The following is a 15523-nucleotide window of genomic DNA, read 5'->3' as shown; positions in this document are numbered from 1 at the left end:
TAAGCGGGTTAAAATCCGCTTCATGCCTACCACGAACATTCCCGTCATCACGATCGACGGCCCCACCGCCTCCGGCAAGGGGACCGTTGCCCACAAGGTCGCCGAGAAACTCGGCTTCCACCTGCTCGATTCCGGTGCGCTGTACCGCCTGACGGCGCTGCAGGCGCTGCGCCGCCAGACGCCGCTGACCGATGAGCATGCTCTTGCGAAACTTGCCGAGCACCTCCATATCCACTTTTCCGGCGATGCCATTTTCCTGTCCAACGAGAACGTGACGGAAGCGATCCGCGCGGAGGAGGTGGGCAATACGGCGTCGAAGATCGCCGCCTTGCCCGCGGTGCGCCAGGCGCTGTTCGGCCTGCAGCTGGGGTTTCGCAAGGCCCCCGGCCTGGTGGCAGACGGCCGCGACATGGGCACAGTAATCTTTCCCCACGCACAATTAAAGGTGTTCCTGACTGCAAGTGTCGAAGCGCGCGCGGATCGCCGTTATAAGCAATTGATCGGCAAGGGATTTTCTGCTAACATGGACGACCTCCTGATGGATTTGAAAGCGCGCGACGACCGGGATACCCACCGGGCCATCGCACCTCTCGTCCCCGCAGAGGGGGCGCATGTACTCGATACCTCGAACATGACGGTGGAAGCCGCCGTAGAACAGGTGCTGGGATGGTATGCGGCCGCCGGGAGGTAGCTGAGTAGAGTCGTAGTCGAGCAGTGTGAGCTTGGAGCCGGGGCGTGCTCTGTCCGCCCCCGGCATGTATCAACCCCTAACCCAGTTGAAGTCGCATTTTGCGAGCCTTGCTGGATAACCTGGAATTAATTTAAATGGAAAGTTTCGCAGCCCTCTTCGAAGAGTCCCTGTCACGTCAAGACATGCGCTCTGGCGAAGTGATCTCCGCTGAAGTCGTGCGTCTGGATCACAACTTCGTGATCGTGAACGCCGGCCTGAAATCGGAAGCTTTCATCCCCGTTGAAGAATTCAAGAATGACCAGGGCGAACTGGAAGTCAAAGTAGGCGACTTCGTTTCCGTGGCCATCGAATCGCTGGAAAATGGTTTCGGCGATACCATCCTGTCGCGCGACAAGGCCAAGCGCCTGGCATCGTGGCTGGCACTGGAAAAAGCAATGGAATCGGGCGAGATCGTCACCGGTACCGTGAACGGCAAAGTCAAGGGCGGCCTGACCGTTCTGACCAACGGCATCCGCGCATTCCTGCCGGGTTCGCTGGTCGACACCCGTCCGGTCAAGGACACGACCCCGTTCGAAGGCAAGACCCTCGAATTCAAGGTCATCAAGCTGGACCGCAAGCGTAACAACGTCGTTCTGTCCCGCCGCGCCGTCATCGAAGCATCGATGGGCGAAGAGCGTCAGAAACTGATGGAAACGCTGAAGGAAGGCACGGTCGTGACCGGCGTCGTCAAGAACATCACCGACTACGGCGCGTTCGTGGACCTGGGCGGCATCGACGGCCTGCTGCACATCACCGACCTGGCATGGCGCCGCGTGCGTCACCCGTCGGAAGTGCTGACGGTTGGCCAGGAAATCACCGCGAAAGTCCTGAAATACGATCAGGAAAAGAACCGCGTTTCGCTGGGCGTGAAGCAGCTGGGCGACGATCCTTGGACCGGTCTGTCCCGTCGTTACCCGCAAGGCACCCGCCTGTTCGGCAAAGTGACGAACCTGACCGACTACGGCGCGTTCGTGGAAGTGGAACAGGGCATCGAAGGCCTGGTGCACGTTTCCGAGATGGACTGGACCAACAAGAACGTGGCCCCGAACAAGGTCGTGCAGCTGGGCGACGAAGTCGAAGTCATGGTCCTGGAGATCGACGAAGAGCGTCGCCGTATCTCGCTGGGCATGAAGCAGTGCAAGGCCAATCCTTGGGATGACTTCGGCGTCACCCACAAGAAGGGCGACAAAGTGCGCGGCGCGATCAAGTCGATCACCGACTTCGGCGTGTTCATCGGCCTGGCCGGCAACATCGACGGCCTGGTGCACCTGTCCGACCTGTCCTGGACCGAAGCCGGCGAAGAAGCCGTGCGCAAGTTCAAGAAGGGCGACGAACTGGAAGCCGTTGTTCTGGCCATCGACGTCGAGCGCGAGCGCGTCTCCCTGGGCGTGAAGCAGCTGGAAGGCGACCCGTTCAACAACTTCGCAGCCCTGAACGACAAAGGCTCGCTGGTTACCGGCACCGTGAAATCGGTGGAGCCGAAAGGCGCCGTGATCCAGCTGAACGAAGAAGTCGAAGGCTACCTGCGCGCTTCCGAAATCTCCCGCGACCGCGTGGAAGATGCCGGCACGCACCTGAAGGTTGGCGACTCCGTCGAAGCCCTGGTCATCAACATCGACCGCAAGGCACGCAGCATCCAGCTGTCCATCAAGGCCAAGGACAATGCTGAAACCGCCGAGCAGATGCAGAAGATGGCATCCGACAGCAACGCCGCATCGGGCACCACCAGCCTGGGCGCACTGCTGAAGGCCAAGTTCGATAATAAGAACTAATTACCGACAGACTTTTTTTCTGGAACGCAGATGACCAAGTCCGAACTGATCAACCGCCTGGCTGAGCGTTATTCGCAGCTGGTGGCAAAGGATGCGGAGTATGCCGTGAAGACCATTCTCGACGCGATGACCGGTGCCCTGTCGGCCGGCCAGCGCATCGAGATCCGGGGCTTCGGCAGCTTTGCCCTGAACAGCCGGCCACCGCGCATCGGCCGCAACCCGAAATCCGGCGACAAGGTGATGGTGCCCGAAAAACGGGTGCCGCACTTCAAGCCGGGCAAGCAGTTGCGCGAGCGTGTGGATGCGATGGTCGGGCAACCGATCATCGAGGATTGAAGTCTCTGCACCGGATAGTCGAAAAGGGGCGGGCGCGAGCCTGCCCTTTTTTATCGTCCGGACGTTTCGGGATCGGCCCCAAAAGCGGTAATATCCGGTCTTCTGATACGGGAAGCAAACGGGAACGCTAAAGCATGAAAATCATTTCCACTGTCGTCGGCATCGTGCTGTTCGTGCTGTTCTTCGGCTTCGCCCTGAAAAACACGCAGGAAGTCGACCTGCACCTGTTCCTCAATTACGAGTTGCGCGGCCCCCTGGTGCTGCTGCTGCTGGCCTTCTTCGTGGCCGGCGCCGCCCTCGGCGTGCTCGCCCTGACTCCCTCGATCGTTCGCCAGCGCCGCGAAGCGACGCGGCAAAAGATCACCATCGCCACCCTGCAAAGCGCCGCGCTGCAGGTCAACCGCGCGCCCGACAGCGTGAACGCGCAGCAGTGATGCCGCCGCGCGACGATATGGTCCGGTGCGCGCCCTCACGTTTTATCGAAGCACAAACAAGAACAAACAAGAACACATGGAATTCGAACTCTGGTGGTTACTGGGTATCCCGGCATTCTTCGGCCTGGGATGGATTGCCGCGCGCGTCGATATCCGGCAACTGGTATCGGAATCGCGCACGCTGCCGCGCGGCTACTTCAAGGGCCTGAACCACCTGCTGAACGACCAGCCGGACAAGGCGGTCGATTCGTTCATCGACATCGTCAAGCAGGACCCGGAATCGACCGAGCTGCACTTCGCGCTCGGCAACCTGTTCCGCCGCCGCGGCGAGACCGAACGGGCGATCCGCATGCACCAGAACCTGCTGTCGCGCCCCGACCTGCCGGCCGACGAGCGCGCGCACGCCGAATATGAACTGGGCCAGGATTACCTGAAAGCCGGCCTGCTGGACCGCGCCGAGGAAACCTATACCCGCCTGCTGGACACCTCGTACGCGGTGCAGGGCCGCCGCGCGTTGCTGGAAATCTACCAGCGCGAAAAGGAATGGCAGCGCGCCATCGAAGCCGCGCTGGCGCTGCAGGAAGCGGGCGCCGGTTCGCGCCAGAAGGAGATCGCGCAGTTCTACTGCGAGCTGGCGCAGGATGCGCTGGTGCACATGCATCCCGACGAAGCGATGCCGCTGCTGGACAAGGCGCTGCAGGCCGACCGCACCAGCGTGCGCGCCACCATCCTGTGCGGCGACGTGCATCTGGCCCGGGGCGATGCCGAAGGCGCGCTGGCGATGTGGCGCCGTGTCGAGCAGCAGAGCGTGCCGCACGTGGCGCTGGTCGCCCAGCGGCTGATGGATGGCTACAGGAAGGTCAATCGTTCGGAAGAAGGACTGTCGCTGCTGAAGTCGTACCTGCAGCAGGCCTCGTCGATCGACCTGCTGGAAGTGGTGTTCAAGGCCGTGCTGGACCTGGAAGGCGTGGAAGCCGCGCGCAACCTCGTCGGCGACGAGCTGCGCCGCACGCCGACCCTGCTGGGCCTCGACAAGTTCCTGGAAGCCCGCATGCTGGACGCCTCGCCGACCGTGCTGGCCGAGCTGTCGCTGGTGCAGAACCTGGTGCACGGCTACACGCAAAAGCTGGCGCGCTACCAGTGCAGCCACTGCGGCTTCAAGGCGCGCCAGTTCTACTGGCACTGCCCGGGCTGTAGCCGTTGGGAAACCTACCCGCCGCGCCGCACCGAAGAACTGAATGTGATGAACTGACCCATCTGCACGCCAGCCCCGACGGCGAACGGCCGGGGTTGGCATTGTTGAATCAACGATTCGCCTCGGCCCGAGACGCGAAATCTGAAGGATCCGCCTTGACCCTCACCACCTACACTCCTCCCGCCCTCGACAAAGTCCGCCTCCTCGTCGTCGGCGACGTCATGCTCGACCGTTACTGGTTCGGCGAAGTCGCCCGTATTTCGCCGGAAGCGCCGGTGCCGATCGTGCGCGTCGAAAAACGCGAAGCGCGCCTGGGCGGCGCCGCCAACGTGGCCCGCAACGCGGCGGCGCTGGGCGCCCGCGCCGGCCTGCTGGGCGTCGTCGGCGCCGATGAAGCGGGTACCGAAGTCGAACAGCTGCTGGCCGGCGGCAGCATCCACAGCTACCTGAAGCGCGACGAGGCGATCTCCACCATCATCAAGCTGCGCGTGATCGGCCGCCAGCAGCAGATGCTGCGCATCGATTTCGAGGAACCGCCCAGCGACGTGGTCCTGCGCGACAAGCTGCTGCAATACCGCGCGCTGCTGCCCGACCACGATGTGATCGTGCTGTCCGACTATGCCAAGGGCAGCCTGGTCAACGTGTCCGACATGATCATGGCCGCGCGCGCCGCCAACAAGATCGTGATGGTCGACCCGAAGGGCGACGATTTCACCCGCTACACGGGCGCCACGGTGCTCACCCCGAACAAGGGCGAGCTGAAACGCATCGTCGGCAGCTGGAACAGCGAGGAGCAATTGACGGCGAAGGCGCAGAACCTGCGCGAATCGCTGCTGCTCGAGGCATTGCTGCTGACCCGCTCGGAAGAGGGCATGACGCTGTACACCAAGGATGACCGGTTCCATATCCCGGCCGCCGCGCGCGAGGTGTTCGACGTCTCCGGCGCGGGCGACACGGTGATCGCCACGATGGCGGCCATGCTGGGCGCCGGCGCAGGCTGGCAGGACGCGGTGCAGACGGCCAACCGCGCCGGCGGCATCGTCGTCGGCAAGCTGGGCACCGCCACCGTCACGCGCGAAGAGCTGTTCGGCGGCTGACCGGCCGGCGCGTTCATCGCGCCGGTGCGGCGTTCGTCCGGCGGGCGGCGCGCCCGTCGCATCGCTGCCACAGGGGCAGGTCAGGCGGCACAGTAACGGCATGACACCTTTGTCATGCCTTTCGGAGAGCACCGTATGAAACCGCATCTCGTCGTCATGGCGGCCATTGCCGCCGCTTCAGTCGTTGCCATTGCCTCGCCGGCGAAGAGCCTGGGCGACCCCTGGGTCAAGGCGGGCCAGGCGCCCGACCAGTATGAAATCGGCATCGATGCCGACGGCTTCGCCCGCGGCGGCAATGCCAAGTTCCTGCGGCAGGTGCGGGGCGACGGCGATGGCTGGGGCACGCTGATGCAGCAGATTTCCGCCGCGGATTATGCGGGCAAGCGGGTGCGCTTCACGGCGCAGGTCCGCACGCGCGATATCTCCAAATGGAGCGGCCTGTGGATGCGGGTCGATCGCCCCAGCCAGCCCGGTGCCGCCTTCTACAACAGCGCCGACAAGCCGATCAGCGGCACCACGGGCTGGCAACCGCGCAGCGTCACGCTGGACGTGCCGCAGGATGCCAGCGTGGTGGCCTTCGGCGTGATCGGCGCCGGCAAGGGCACCGTGTGGATCGACGATCTCAAGCTCGAAGTCGTCGGCAAGGACGTGCCGGTCGACAGCCTGCGCATGGACAAGAACCTGGCCACCAGGCCTTCGCTGTAAATGGGCGAACCGGCGGCGGCCACGCCGTGGCCCGGCCCGCAGCAGGCGCTGCGCCAGCTCGCCGGCACGCCGCGCCATGCCTTCATCAGCGCCGCGCTGGCGGCCGGCCTCGCGGGGGCTGGCTGGCTGCTGCATGCCGAGGCATGGTGCGCGCTGTTCGCGGCCTTGCTTGCCGCGGCGGCAGTGGTCAACGCCGGCGTGGCATTGCTGCGCCGCGTGCTGCCGCCCGCCGCGCGCTGGCTATGGATCTGGCTGCTCATCCCCATGGCGCTGCCGGCGGGCGCGTGGGTTGCCGTGCGCGTGTATCGCGCGTGCGACACGGCCACTCCCGCCATGCTGGACGACACGCAGCTGTTCGGCTGCGCGCTGGCATTCGGCGTGGCGATGTTCGGCGTTCCGCTGGTGAACGCCCAGCGCCAGGCCCAGGCGCTGCAGCTGGCGAACCTGAAGCACGCCGCATTGCAGGCGCAGCTGAAATCGCTGCAGGCCCAGGTCGAGCCCCATTTCCTGTTCAACACCCTGGCCAACACCCGCTACTTGGCGCTGCACGCGCCCGACCAGGCGGTGCGCATGCTCGATCACCTGATCGCCTACCTGCGCGCGGCGCTGCCCGACCTGCGCACCGCGTCGTCCACGCTGGGCCGCGAGTGCGAGCTGGCCGAACACTACCTGGCGCTGATGGCGATCCGCTTCGGCGACCGGCTCGTCGCGCAGGTCGATTGCCCGGCCGGCCTGCTGGGAGCGGATTTGCCGCCACTGGTTTTGATGACGCTGGTGGAGAACGCGATCCGTCACGGCGTGGAGCCCAAGCCCGGCAAGGTGAACGTGCGGGTATCCGCCTCGGCCGGCGATGGCGTGCTGCGTATCCTCGTCGCCGACGATGGGGCGGGCCCCGGCGCCACCGTGCTGGGCAGCGGTATCGGCTTGCGCAACCTGCGCGAACGGCTGGCCGCGCTGTATGGCGGGCGCGCCGGCTTCGCACTGCGCACCGGCACCGGCGGCTGGACCGAGGCCGAGCTCACATTGCCGCTGAAGGAAGGAGCACAGGCATGACGATACGCCCCCGGATGCTGATCGCCGATGATGAGCCACTGCTGCGCAGCGCATTGCGCGAGCAGCTGCAGCAGCTGTGGCCCGAAGCGGAACTGGTCGCCGAGGCGGCCGACGGCTACGAGGCGCTGCGGCTCGGGCGCGAGCTGGCACCCGACCTGGCGTTCCTGGATATCCGCATGCCCGGCATCTCCGGCCTCGACGTGGCGCGCACGTTCGGTGGCCGCACGCACGTGGTGTTCGTCACCGCCTACGACGAGCATGCGGTGGCCGCGTTCGACCAGGGGGCGCTCGACTACGTGCTGAAACCGGTGGAGCCGGTGCGCCTGGCGCGCACGGTGGCACGGGTGCGGGAGCGCATCGCGTTGCCGCCGCCGGACCTGGCGCAGGTCGCGCAGCGGCTGCAGCCGGCCGCCGCGCCCGCGTGGATCCAGGCATCGGTCGGCCAGACCATTCATTTCATCGACCTGCACGACATCGTGTATTTTGCCGCCGAGGCCAAGTACACGCGCGTGGTTACCGACCGCCTTGAAGCCCATATCCGCACGCCGCTGAAGGAACTGGCGGACATGCTCGCCGATGCCGGCTTCTGGCAGGTGCACCGGGGCTACGTGGTGGCGGTACGCCGGATCGCCGCCGCCATGCGCGATGCCGACGGTGCCATGTGGCTGACGCTGCGCAATCATCCGGCACGCCTGCCGGTCAGCCAGCGGTTCCAGGCGCGCTTCCGCGGCATGTAGCCGGGCAAAAAATGGCGCCGGGTGGAAGTTCCTCTCATCGATGAGCCCGCTGACCGGCCGCAATGGCGCGTGTTATCCGGCTGTGCACTCCACTTCAGTCCGCTATTCTGTGTCGGGGCGCAAATGCGTCACCATCAACTCACGGAGGTCACCATGCTGAAAAAACTATTGCTCGCCGTTGCCGCTGTCGTTGCCACGATGGGCATCGCCTTTGCCCAGGTCGACATCAACAAGGCCGACCAGGCCGCGCTGGACACGATCAAGGGCATCGGCCCGACCAAGTCGAAAGCGATCCTGGATGAGCGGGCAAAGGGTGAGTTCAAGGACTGGGCCGATTTCGAGAAGCGCGTGAAAGGCGTCGGGGAGAAGAACGCCACCAAGCTGTCCGAGGCGGGGCTGCAGGTGAATGGCAAATCGCGCGACGGCGCGCCGGTGAAGGTGGCGGAAGCGAAAAAGGACACGGCGAAGAAGTAAGCTTTGCCGGCATCGGACGACCCGGGCCCCGTGCCCGGGTTTTTTTGCTTCATTCAAAGCGGCGATCCGCCGCCCCTTGCCGCCGGCCGGGCCGCGTGCCCGATACGCCACAGCCGATATCGCCAGCCTGCAAAACAGCTAATTGATTGAGGGAATATATTTCTTTCTGTATATAATACTTGCCATTAGTAACTTTTAAACCTGGCGAGGATTCCCATGTTCAAACCGTTCGGCACCCTCACCGCGGCGCTGCTGCTGGCGCTGGCCGCTCCAGCGCAGGCCGCCAATGTCGGCATGGGCTGGAGCCATTTCCATACCCCGACACTGGCCGACAATCTCGCGCAGCGCGGCGACACCGTCAGCACGTTCACGCGGCTCGACGAGCGCGACTGGGCCGGCCTGGACGTGTTGATTCTCGACGGCACGTTCGATACCACGTTTTATGGCGCGGCCCTCGACGCATTCGTCTACAACGGCGGCACACTGATCCTGCAGCCGCTCAGCATGACGTACAAGGGCATCGGCGCCGGCCTGTCGGTCGTCGGCGAATACCACCATGCCGTGCTCGCCGAAACCCAGCCGGGCATCACCGCGCTGGCCGCCGGCGACCGGCTGCTGCAGGGCGTGACCCTGCCGGAAGCGGGCGGCGCGACGATCGGCCGCGAGGTCGGCACGGCGTTCGCCGAAGGCGCGACGCCGGTGCTCGAGTGGGAGGACGGCGCGGCACTGCTGGGCTACCGCCAGTATGGCGCCGGTACCGTGGTCGCGTTCAACGTCAACCTGGTCACGTCCGACGGCAATCCGCTGGACGCGGCCTGGTCGAACCGGATCGTCTACAACGCCATCGATGCGGCGGTCAGCCCGGTTCCCGAGCCCGCCACGCATGCGATGCTGGGCGCCGGCCTGCTGGCCCTCGGCGCCGCGCGCCGCCGCGCCCGCGCCGGCGGATAAGCCGATCAGCGCCGGCCCCGCCGGTGCTTACACCGCCAGCGGCAGGTTGGCCAGGAACGCGTGGATCTGCGACACCACCTGCGCGCCTTCGCCCACGCCGGCCGCCACCCGCTTGGTCGAGCCGGCCCGCACGTCGCCGATCGCGAACACGCCCGGCACGCTGGTCTCCAGCGCCGCGCGCTGCGGCTGGTCCTTCGGATAGATGCCCTGGTCGAAGTTGGCGCGGCACTGCGCCTTCGTCACGTCGTGGCCGGTGCGGATGAAACCCTGCGCATCCACGTCCACGCCGCAGTCGCCGAGCCAGTCCGTGTTCGGATCGGCGCCGATGAACAGGAACACGCGGCACACGCCGGAGTCATGTTCTTCGCCGGTGCGGTTGTTACGCAGGCGCACGCCTTTCAGCCCGTCGTCATCGCCTTCGAGCCGCACGATTTCCGTGTGCGCGTGCAGCTCGATGTTCGGCGCGGCCTTGATCCTGTCGATCAGGTAAGTCGACATCGTTGCCTTCAGGCCCTCGCCGCGAATGACCATGTGCACCCGCTTGGCGTGGCCGGCCAGGAACACGGCCGCCTGGCCCGCCGAATTGCCGCCGCCGACCAGGATCACATCCTCGCTCTGGCACAGGTTGGCTTCGATGCGCGAAGCCCAGTAGTAGATGCCACGGCCCTCGAATTGGGCGATGTTGTCCAGCGCCGGGCGGCGGTAGCGCGCGCCGCACGACAGCACCACGGTGCGCCCCTTCATCCGCTTGCCGTCGGCAAGCTGCACCTCGAGCGGATAGGTGTCGCAGATCAGCCGCGCCGACGGCGCCGGGATCGCCATCTCCACGCCGAACTTCTGCGCCTGCACGTAGGCGCGGCCGGCCAGCGCGCCGCCCGAGATTCCTGTCGGGAAGCCCAGGTAGTTCTCGATGCGGGCACTGGCCGCCGCCTGGCCGCCATACGCGCGCTGTTCGAGCGCCAGCACCGACAGGCCTTCCGAGCCGGCATACACGGCCGTGGCCAGCCCGGCCGGGCCGGCACCGACGACGATCACATCCCACACCTTCTGTTCATCGAGCTCCGGCAGCAGGCCCAGGCAGCGGCCGATATCGGCATTGGTCGGGTTCTTCTTCACGCTGCCGTCCGGGCACACCACCAGCGGCCAGTCGTCGGGCCCCGGCTGGTAGTACTCGCACAGGCTGCGCGCCTGTTCGTCCAGCTTCGGGTCGAGCACGGTATGCGGATAGGCGTTGCTCGACAGGAAGCTGCGCAACTGGTGCAGCCGCTGGTGGCCGGCCGGCGCCACCAGCACGGGGCCGCCCGAATTGGCTTCCAGCAGCCCCACGCGGCGCAGGATCAGCGCGCGCACGATGCGCTCGCCCAGTTCGGCCTCGGCGATCACCAGCGCACGCAGGTTCTCGGGGGAAATCACGAGCGCTTCGACTTCGCCGACGGCGAACGCGTTGACGAGGGTAGGGCGCCCGGCCAGTTGCGAGACTTCGCCGGTGAACTCGCCGCGGCCGTGTTCCGTGATCGGCCATGAGTTGCCCAGGCCGTCGTAGCGGCTGATCGCGATGTGGCCGGACAGGGTGACGATCAGGCCGAACGTGGTATGCCCCGCTTCGAGGATGCGCACGCCGTTGTCGTACGTGCGCAGCGTGCCGAAGCGCTGCAGCTTCCTGATCTCCGCCTCGGCCAGCACGGGGAACATCTGGTACCGCCGCGATTCCAGGTTCTGCGGCATGTGCGGCGCCGCCTCCCCGCGCGGCGACGAAGGAATGAGTTCGGGATCGATCGGGGGTGGGGAAAGGTGCATGTCGGCCATTGCTGGTTCCTGCGTGGTGGATGGTGGCTGCGCCAGTGTAGCCGATCACCTTGGCCGGAAGTGCGGCGAGCGGGCCGGTTAACCCGTTCGGCAGATGTGGCGCGATGCCTACATTGCAAAAATAAAGTCTTTGCATGCCCAAATGTAAACGCTTACATTCGTTCAAAAGAACGCGGCCTTCGGAGGGCCGCTTTTATAATGCCGCGCTGTAACCGGTTACATGAACATGAAACACGAATCATGGGCGATGAGCCATGGGTCATGGATCATGAGGCAGGAAGCAGGGCCGGGCACCCGGGGGAGCGATATGGCGGTCACCATCAAGGATGTGGCGCAGGCGGCAAACGTATCGGTGGCTTCGGTCTCGCGCGTGCTGAACGGCCACGCCACCGTGACCGATGAAACGCGCGCCCATATCCTTGCCGTGATGAAGGAGCTGCGCTATGTGCCGCACGTGGGCGCGCGCAGCCTGTCCACGAGCCTCACCAATACGGTGGGGGTGCTGCTGCCGGACCTCTATGGCGAGTATTTTTCCGAGATGATCCGCGGCATCGACCGCGCCGCGCGCAGCAGCGGGCTGCACCTGCTGGTGGCCAGCCTGCACGGCGGCGCCGACGAGGCGGTCGCCGCGATCCATGCGATGCGCGGGCGGGTCGACGGCCTGCTGGTCATGTCGCCGCATGTCGACGCGGCGTTCCTGGCGGCCAACCTGCCCGAGCGCCTGCCGATCGTGCTGCTCAACAGTGGCGCCGGCGGTGGCGCCTATTCGTCGGTTTCGATCGACAACTACAGCGCGGCCTGGGCAATGGTGGAACACCTGGCGCCCTACCGCAGCATCGCCTTCATTACGGGCCCGGCCGGCAATTTCGAGGCGCAGGAACGCCTGCGCGGCTATCGCGCGGCGCTGGCGGCGCTGGTACCCGGCGCGCGCGCCACCGTGTACGCGGGCGACTTCACCGAGGAATCGGGCACGCGTGTCGGCGCCGCGCTGGCGCAAAGCAGGCGCCATCCGCGTGCCGTGTTCGCCGCCAACGACATGATGGCGATCGGCGTCCAGATCGCCTTGCAGGCGGCCGGCGTCAGGGTGCCGGACGATATCGCGCTGGCCGGTTTCGACGATATTCCCGTGGCCCGCTACGTGACCCCGGCCCTGAGCACTGTACGGGTGCCCATCGCCGACATGGGCGCGCAGGCGCTGCGCCGGCTGATCGCCCAGGTAGGAACCGGCATTGCGAACGTCGCCGGTGCGGTACCCGGCGCCGTCGCGGATACGCTGGACGCGCAGCTCGTCGTGCGCGCTTCCAGCGGCACCACGTCCGTATCCCCGGCAACGGGCAGGATTCCAAGAAAAGGAGACTGACATGAAGAGCACTTCGTTCCACCGCCCGCTGCGGCTGTCCGCGATGGCCGCGGCGCTGGCTTCGGCCCTGCTGGCCACCGTGCCGGCATCGGCGCAACTGTCGACCGCCACGCTGCGCGGGCAGGTCACGGCCGCCGGCGCCGCCAGCCCGGCCGGTACCCCGGTCGTGGCCGTCAACGAGGCCAACGGCTACGCATACCGCACCGCCACGCGCGGCGACGGCAGCTACGTGCTGACCGGCCTGGCGCCGGGCTCGTACCGCATCCAGGTGGGCACGCAGGCCACCGAGACGGTCACGCTGGCCGTGGGCCAGACCAGCACGCTGGACCTGAACACGGCGGCCCCCGCCGACGGGCAGCCGCAGCGCATCGTCATCACCGGTTCGGCGCAGCGGCGCGACGTGAGGACGTCCGAGGTCGGCACGTCCGTCTCGCGCGAGCAGATCGAGCGGCTGCCGCAGGTCACCCGCAATTTCCTGTCGTTCGCCGACCTGGCGCCAGGCGTGCGGTTCGATGTCGACCAGTCCGGCAACGTCACGCTGCGCAGCGGCGCGCAGAACCAGGACAACGTCAACGTGTTCATCGACGGCGTGAGCCAGAAGAACAACATCCTGCGCGGCGGCGTGTCGGGCCTCGATTCCAGCCGCGGCAACCCGTTCCCGCAGTCGGCCATCGCCGAATACAAGGTGATCGCGCAGAACTACAAGGCCGAGTTCGACCAGGTGTCCAGCGCCGCCATTACGGCGGTCACGAAATCGGGCACCAACGAACTGCACGGCGACGTGTTCTGGGACCATACCGGCACCAGCGTGACGGCGATGAACCCGTTCCAGAAGAAGGCCGAGGCGCAGGGCATTGCGCGCCCGGACTCGAAGCAGGACCAGTTCGGCATGACGCTGGGCGGCCCGATCAGGAAGGACGTGGCGCACTTCTTCCTGGCCTATGAAGGCAAGAAGATCGACGATCCGCGCCAGGTCGTCGCCCAGAACGCCAACCTTCTGCCGAACGCGGGCATCGTGCCGTCGCTGCTGGCGCAGCAGGGCCCCACCGTGTCGAAGTTCGACGAGGACCTGTTCCTGGCCAAGCTCAACGCGCGCATCTCCGACGAGCACGAGCTCGAAGCCACGCTGCGCGTGCGCCGCGAAACCGACCTGGTGCCGGAAAACAGGCTCACTTCGCTGCCCGGCAACGAGGTGGCGCGCGACAACGACGAGGACCGCCTCGACGTCAAGCACACCTGGACCACGGACAACTTCGTCAACGAAGCCCGGATCGGCCACGAAAAGTACACGTGGAATCCCCACTCGTCGGCCACCGACCCGTATATCAAGTACCTGATCTCGCCCAGCAACGATCCCGCCAACGTGAAGGAAGTGCTGATCGCCGGCGGCTCGCCGAATGCCCAGTTCCGCCAGCAGAAGGGCCTGCTGCTGCAGGACGACCTGACGTGGACGGGACTGGACCGGCACACGATCAAGGGCGGCATCAAGATCAAATGGATGGAATACGACCTGTCCGGCACGGCGCGCGCGGTCGACATGCTCGAGCAGCTGATCGACAACGTCACCGGCGTGCCGCGCGTGACGAAGACCGACCCGGCGATTCCACCGGTGGGCGTGAACTTCAAGAACACCCAGTACGGCATCTACCTGCAGGACGACTGGCAGGCCACGCCGCAGCTGGAACTGAACCTGGGCCTGCGCTACGACTACGAGAACAACATGCTCAACGACGGCTACGCGACGCCGGCGGACCGGATGGCGATCTTCGGCCGGCAGGACCCGCGCGAAGGCGCGCCGGCCGGCCAGACCTATGCGCAATCGCTGGCCAGGGGCGGTGTGGAGATCGGCAACTACATCAGCACCGGCAACAGCCGCAAGGCGTTCAAGGACGCGTGGCAGCCGCGCCTCGGCTTCTCGTACGACCTGAAGGGCGACCGCAGCTCGGTGATCTTCGGCGGCTGGGGGCGCGCGTACGACCGCGCCGTGGCGAACTACGCGCTCGACGAACTGCAGAAGAATGCCCAGACCAACGGCGAGGTCTGGCTGATCCGCAACGACCACAAGGCACCCTATACCGACCAGTTCAGTTTCGGCCTGCGCCAGGCGCTGGGCATCTGGAACGGCGAGGTGGGCTACACGAACTCGCGCAGCCGCAACCAGTTCAACTGGTTCGGCGGCAACCGCGATCCGCAGGGCGGCTGGGGCACCCAGAGCCCGATCGATCCGCTGTGGGGGTCGGTGCCGCCGTACAGCACGCTGGTGCTGGGCGACTTCATCAGCCAGGCCCGGGCGGAAAGCGTATACCTGAAGGTGGACAAGCCGTATTCGCGCGCCTCGCGCTGGAGCGTGTCGGCCACCTACACGTACAGCGACGCGCAGACCACCAACAAGGAATGGACCAACGACATCTTCAACTGGACCTACGGCCGGTACCCGGGGCAGTGGAATCCGTCGACGGTGGTGGAAAAGCACCGGCTGGTGGTCGCGGCCACGTCCGGCGACCTGCTGCCGTGGGGCCTTCTGTTGTCGGGCAAGGCCACGTTTGGCTCGGGCCTGCCGTACCGGATAACGGATTGCCATGTCAGCTTCAACGACTGCGTGTCGATCAAGGGCGACGGCGACAACTTCAAGCAGGTCGACGTGGGCCTGGCCAAGGACGTGCAGTTCCGCTTCGGCGCGCTGACGCTGCGGGCGGACGTGCTGAACCTGTTCAACAGCATCAACTACGGCGGCTACGACGGCTGGACCGGCGGGCCGGGCGCGGCGAGCCCGAACCGCTACGGCGGCGACAACCCGAACGTGACACTGGCGAACTCGATGGGCGGTCCGATGCGCACGCTGAAGCTGTCGGCGCGGTACGCGTTTTGAGGGG

General features: G+C 66.1%; 14 protein-coding genes. 13 read left to right on the top strand and 1 reads right to left on the bottom strand.

The window, feature by feature from the left end; translation table 11 throughout:
• The first annotated feature begins 22 nt into the window (after nt 1-22).
• The 11 genes from cmk to GJV26_RS29900 all read left to right on the top strand — a co-directional run bounded on the left by cmk (nt 23) and on the right by GJV26_RS29900 (nt 9484).
• Complete coding sequence (gene cmk / locus GJV26_RS06755) at nt 23-691, top strand: (d)CMP kinase (RefSeq protein ID WP_155708159.1); 669 nt, start codon at nt 23-25, stop codon at nt 689-691.
• A 134-nt stretch (nt 692-825) separates the two neighbouring features.
• On the top strand, nt 826-2502 hold the full coding sequence (gene rpsA / locus GJV26_RS06750; protein WP_155708158.1) for a 30S ribosomal protein S1: 1677 nt from the start codon (nt 826-828) through the stop codon (nt 2500-2502).
• A 30-nt stretch (nt 2503-2532) separates the two neighbouring features.
• Entirely contained in the window at nt 2533-2838 is a 306-nt protein-coding gene (locus tag GJV26_RS06745) for an integration host factor subunit beta (RefSeq protein ID WP_130185742.1), read from the top strand.
• A 134-nt stretch (nt 2839-2972) separates the two neighbouring features.
• Nucleotides 2973-3272: a LapA family protein gene (locus GJV26_RS06740; RefSeq protein ID WP_155708157.1), complete on the top strand. Its 300-nt coding sequence runs from the start codon at nt 2973-2975 to the stop codon at nt 3270-3272.
• 76 nt (nt 3273-3348) lie between these two features.
• The gene (gene lapB / locus GJV26_RS06735; RefSeq protein WP_155708156.1) at nt 3349-4524 is read left to right on the top strand and encodes a lipopolysaccharide assembly protein LapB; all 1176 of its coding nucleotides are present in this window, start codon (nt 3349-3351) and stop codon (nt 4522-4524) included.
• A gap of 98 nt (nt 4525-4622) precedes the next feature.
• The gene (gene rfaE1, locus GJV26_RS06730) at nt 4623-5564 is read left to right on the top strand and encodes a D-glycero-beta-D-manno-heptose-7-phosphate kinase (protein WP_260114798.1); all 942 of its coding nucleotides are present in this window, start codon (nt 4623-4625) and stop codon (nt 5562-5564) included.
• A gap of 135 nt (nt 5565-5699) precedes the next feature.
• Entirely contained in the window at nt 5700-6269 is a 570-nt protein-coding gene (locus GJV26_RS06725; protein ID WP_155708155.1) for a transcriptional regulator, read from the top strand.
• Nucleotides 6270-7322, top strand: coding sequence for a sensor histidine kinase (locus GJV26_RS06720; protein WP_155708154.1), 1053 nt, complete (start codon nt 6270-6272; stop codon nt 7320-7322).
• Nucleotides 7319-8059, top strand: coding sequence for a LytR/AlgR family response regulator transcription factor (locus GJV26_RS06715; protein ID WP_155708153.1), 741 nt, complete (start codon nt 7319-7321; stop codon nt 8057-8059). Before GJV26_RS06720 ends, GJV26_RS06715 begins: the two co-directional genes overlap by 4 nt.
• A 123-nt stretch (nt 8060-8182) precedes the next feature.
• Nucleotides 8183-8533 (top strand): ComEA family DNA-binding protein, encoded by a 351-nt coding sequence (locus GJV26_RS06710; RefSeq protein WP_155708152.1) that lies wholly within the window; start codon nt 8183-8185, stop codon nt 8531-8533.
• 216 nt (nt 8534-8749) lie between these two features.
• Nucleotides 8750-9484 (top strand): PEP-CTERM sorting domain-containing protein, encoded by a 735-nt coding sequence (locus tag GJV26_RS29900; protein WP_216643116.1) that lies wholly within the window; start codon nt 8750-8752, stop codon nt 9482-9484.
• 27 nt (nt 9485-9511) lie between these two features.
• On the opposite strand, the gene GJV26_RS06700 is transcribed toward GJV26_RS29900, so the two are convergent.
• Nucleotides 9512-11290, bottom strand: a complete 1779-nt coding sequence (locus GJV26_RS06700; RefSeq protein WP_371866446.1) for an FAD-dependent oxidoreductase — start codon at nt 11288-11290, stop codon at nt 9512-9514.
• Nucleotides 11291-11597: 307 nt separating this feature from the next.
• Between GJV26_RS06700 and GJV26_RS06695 the strand changes: the two genes are divergently transcribed.
• Together GJV26_RS06695 and GJV26_RS06690 are read left to right on the top strand one after the other, a co-directional pair.
• Nucleotides 11598-12650: a LacI family DNA-binding transcriptional regulator gene (locus tag GJV26_RS06695; RefSeq protein ID WP_155708151.1), complete on the top strand. Its 1053-nt coding sequence runs from the start codon at nt 11598-11600 to the stop codon at nt 12648-12650.
• Between the two features lies 1 nt (nt 12651).
• Nucleotides 12652-15519 carry a TonB-dependent receptor gene (locus GJV26_RS06690; protein WP_155708150.1) on the top strand — a complete coding sequence of 956 codons (2868 nt, stop codon included), beginning with the start codon at nt 12652-12654 and terminating at the stop codon, nt 15517-15519.
• Nucleotides 15520-15523: the final 4 nt, after the last annotated feature.

This window comes from Pseudoduganella dura, from assembly GCF_009727155.1.
Taxonomy (GTDB): domain Bacteria; phylum Pseudomonadota; class Gammaproteobacteria; order Burkholderiales; family Burkholderiaceae_D; genus Rugamonas; species Rugamonas dura.
This window is presented reverse-complemented; position numbering and strand designations above follow the sequence as displayed.

Excerpts from the sequence above, each read along its gene's own strand:
- GJV26_RS06690 (WP_155708150.1), top strand. The coding sequence starts at position 12,652 with ATGAAGAGCACTTCGTTCCACCGCCCGCTGCGGCTGTCCGCGATGGCC.
- GJV26_RS06725 (WP_155708155.1), top strand. The coding sequence starts at position 5,700 with ATGAAACCGCATCTCGTCGTCATGGCGGCCATTGCCGCCGCTTCAGTC.
- lapB (WP_155708156.1), top strand. The coding sequence starts at position 3,349 with ATGGAATTCGAACTCTGGTGGTTACTGGGTATCCCGGCATTCTTCGGC.
- rpsA (WP_155708158.1), top strand. The coding sequence starts at position 826 with ATGGAAAGTTTCGCAGCCCTCTTCGAAGAGTCCCTGTCACGTCAAGAC.
- GJV26_RS06695 (WP_155708151.1), top strand. The coding sequence starts at position 11,598 with ATGGCGGTCACCATCAAGGATGTGGCGCAGGCGGCAAACGTATCGGTG.
- cmk (WP_155708159.1), top strand. The coding sequence starts at position 23 with ATGCCTACCACGAACATTCCCGTCATCACGATCGACGGCCCCACCGCC.
- GJV26_RS06715 (WP_155708153.1), top strand. The coding sequence starts at position 7,319 with ATGACGATACGCCCCCGGATGCTGATCGCCGATGATGAGCCACTGCTG.
- GJV26_RS06740 (WP_155708157.1), top strand. The coding sequence starts at position 2,973 with ATGAAAATCATTTCCACTGTCGTCGGCATCGTGCTGTTCGTGCTGTTC.
- GJV26_RS06720 (WP_155708154.1), top strand. The coding sequence starts at position 6,270 with ATGGGCGAACCGGCGGCGGCCACGCCGTGGCCCGGCCCGCAGCAGGCG.
- GJV26_RS29900 (WP_216643116.1), top strand. The coding sequence starts at position 8,750 with ATGTTCAAACCGTTCGGCACCCTCACCGCGGCGCTGCTGCTGGCGCTG.
- GJV26_RS06745 (WP_130185742.1), top strand. The coding sequence starts at position 2,533 with ATGACCAAGTCCGAACTGATCAACCGCCTGGCTGAGCGTTATTCGCAG.
- GJV26_RS06700 (WP_371866446.1), bottom strand. The coding sequence starts at position 11,290 with ATGGCCGACATGCACCTTTCCCCACCCCCGATCGATCCCGAACTCATT.
- GJV26_RS06710 (WP_155708152.1), top strand. The coding sequence starts at position 8,183 with ATGCGTCACCATCAACTCACGGAGGTCACCATGCTGAAAAAACTATTG.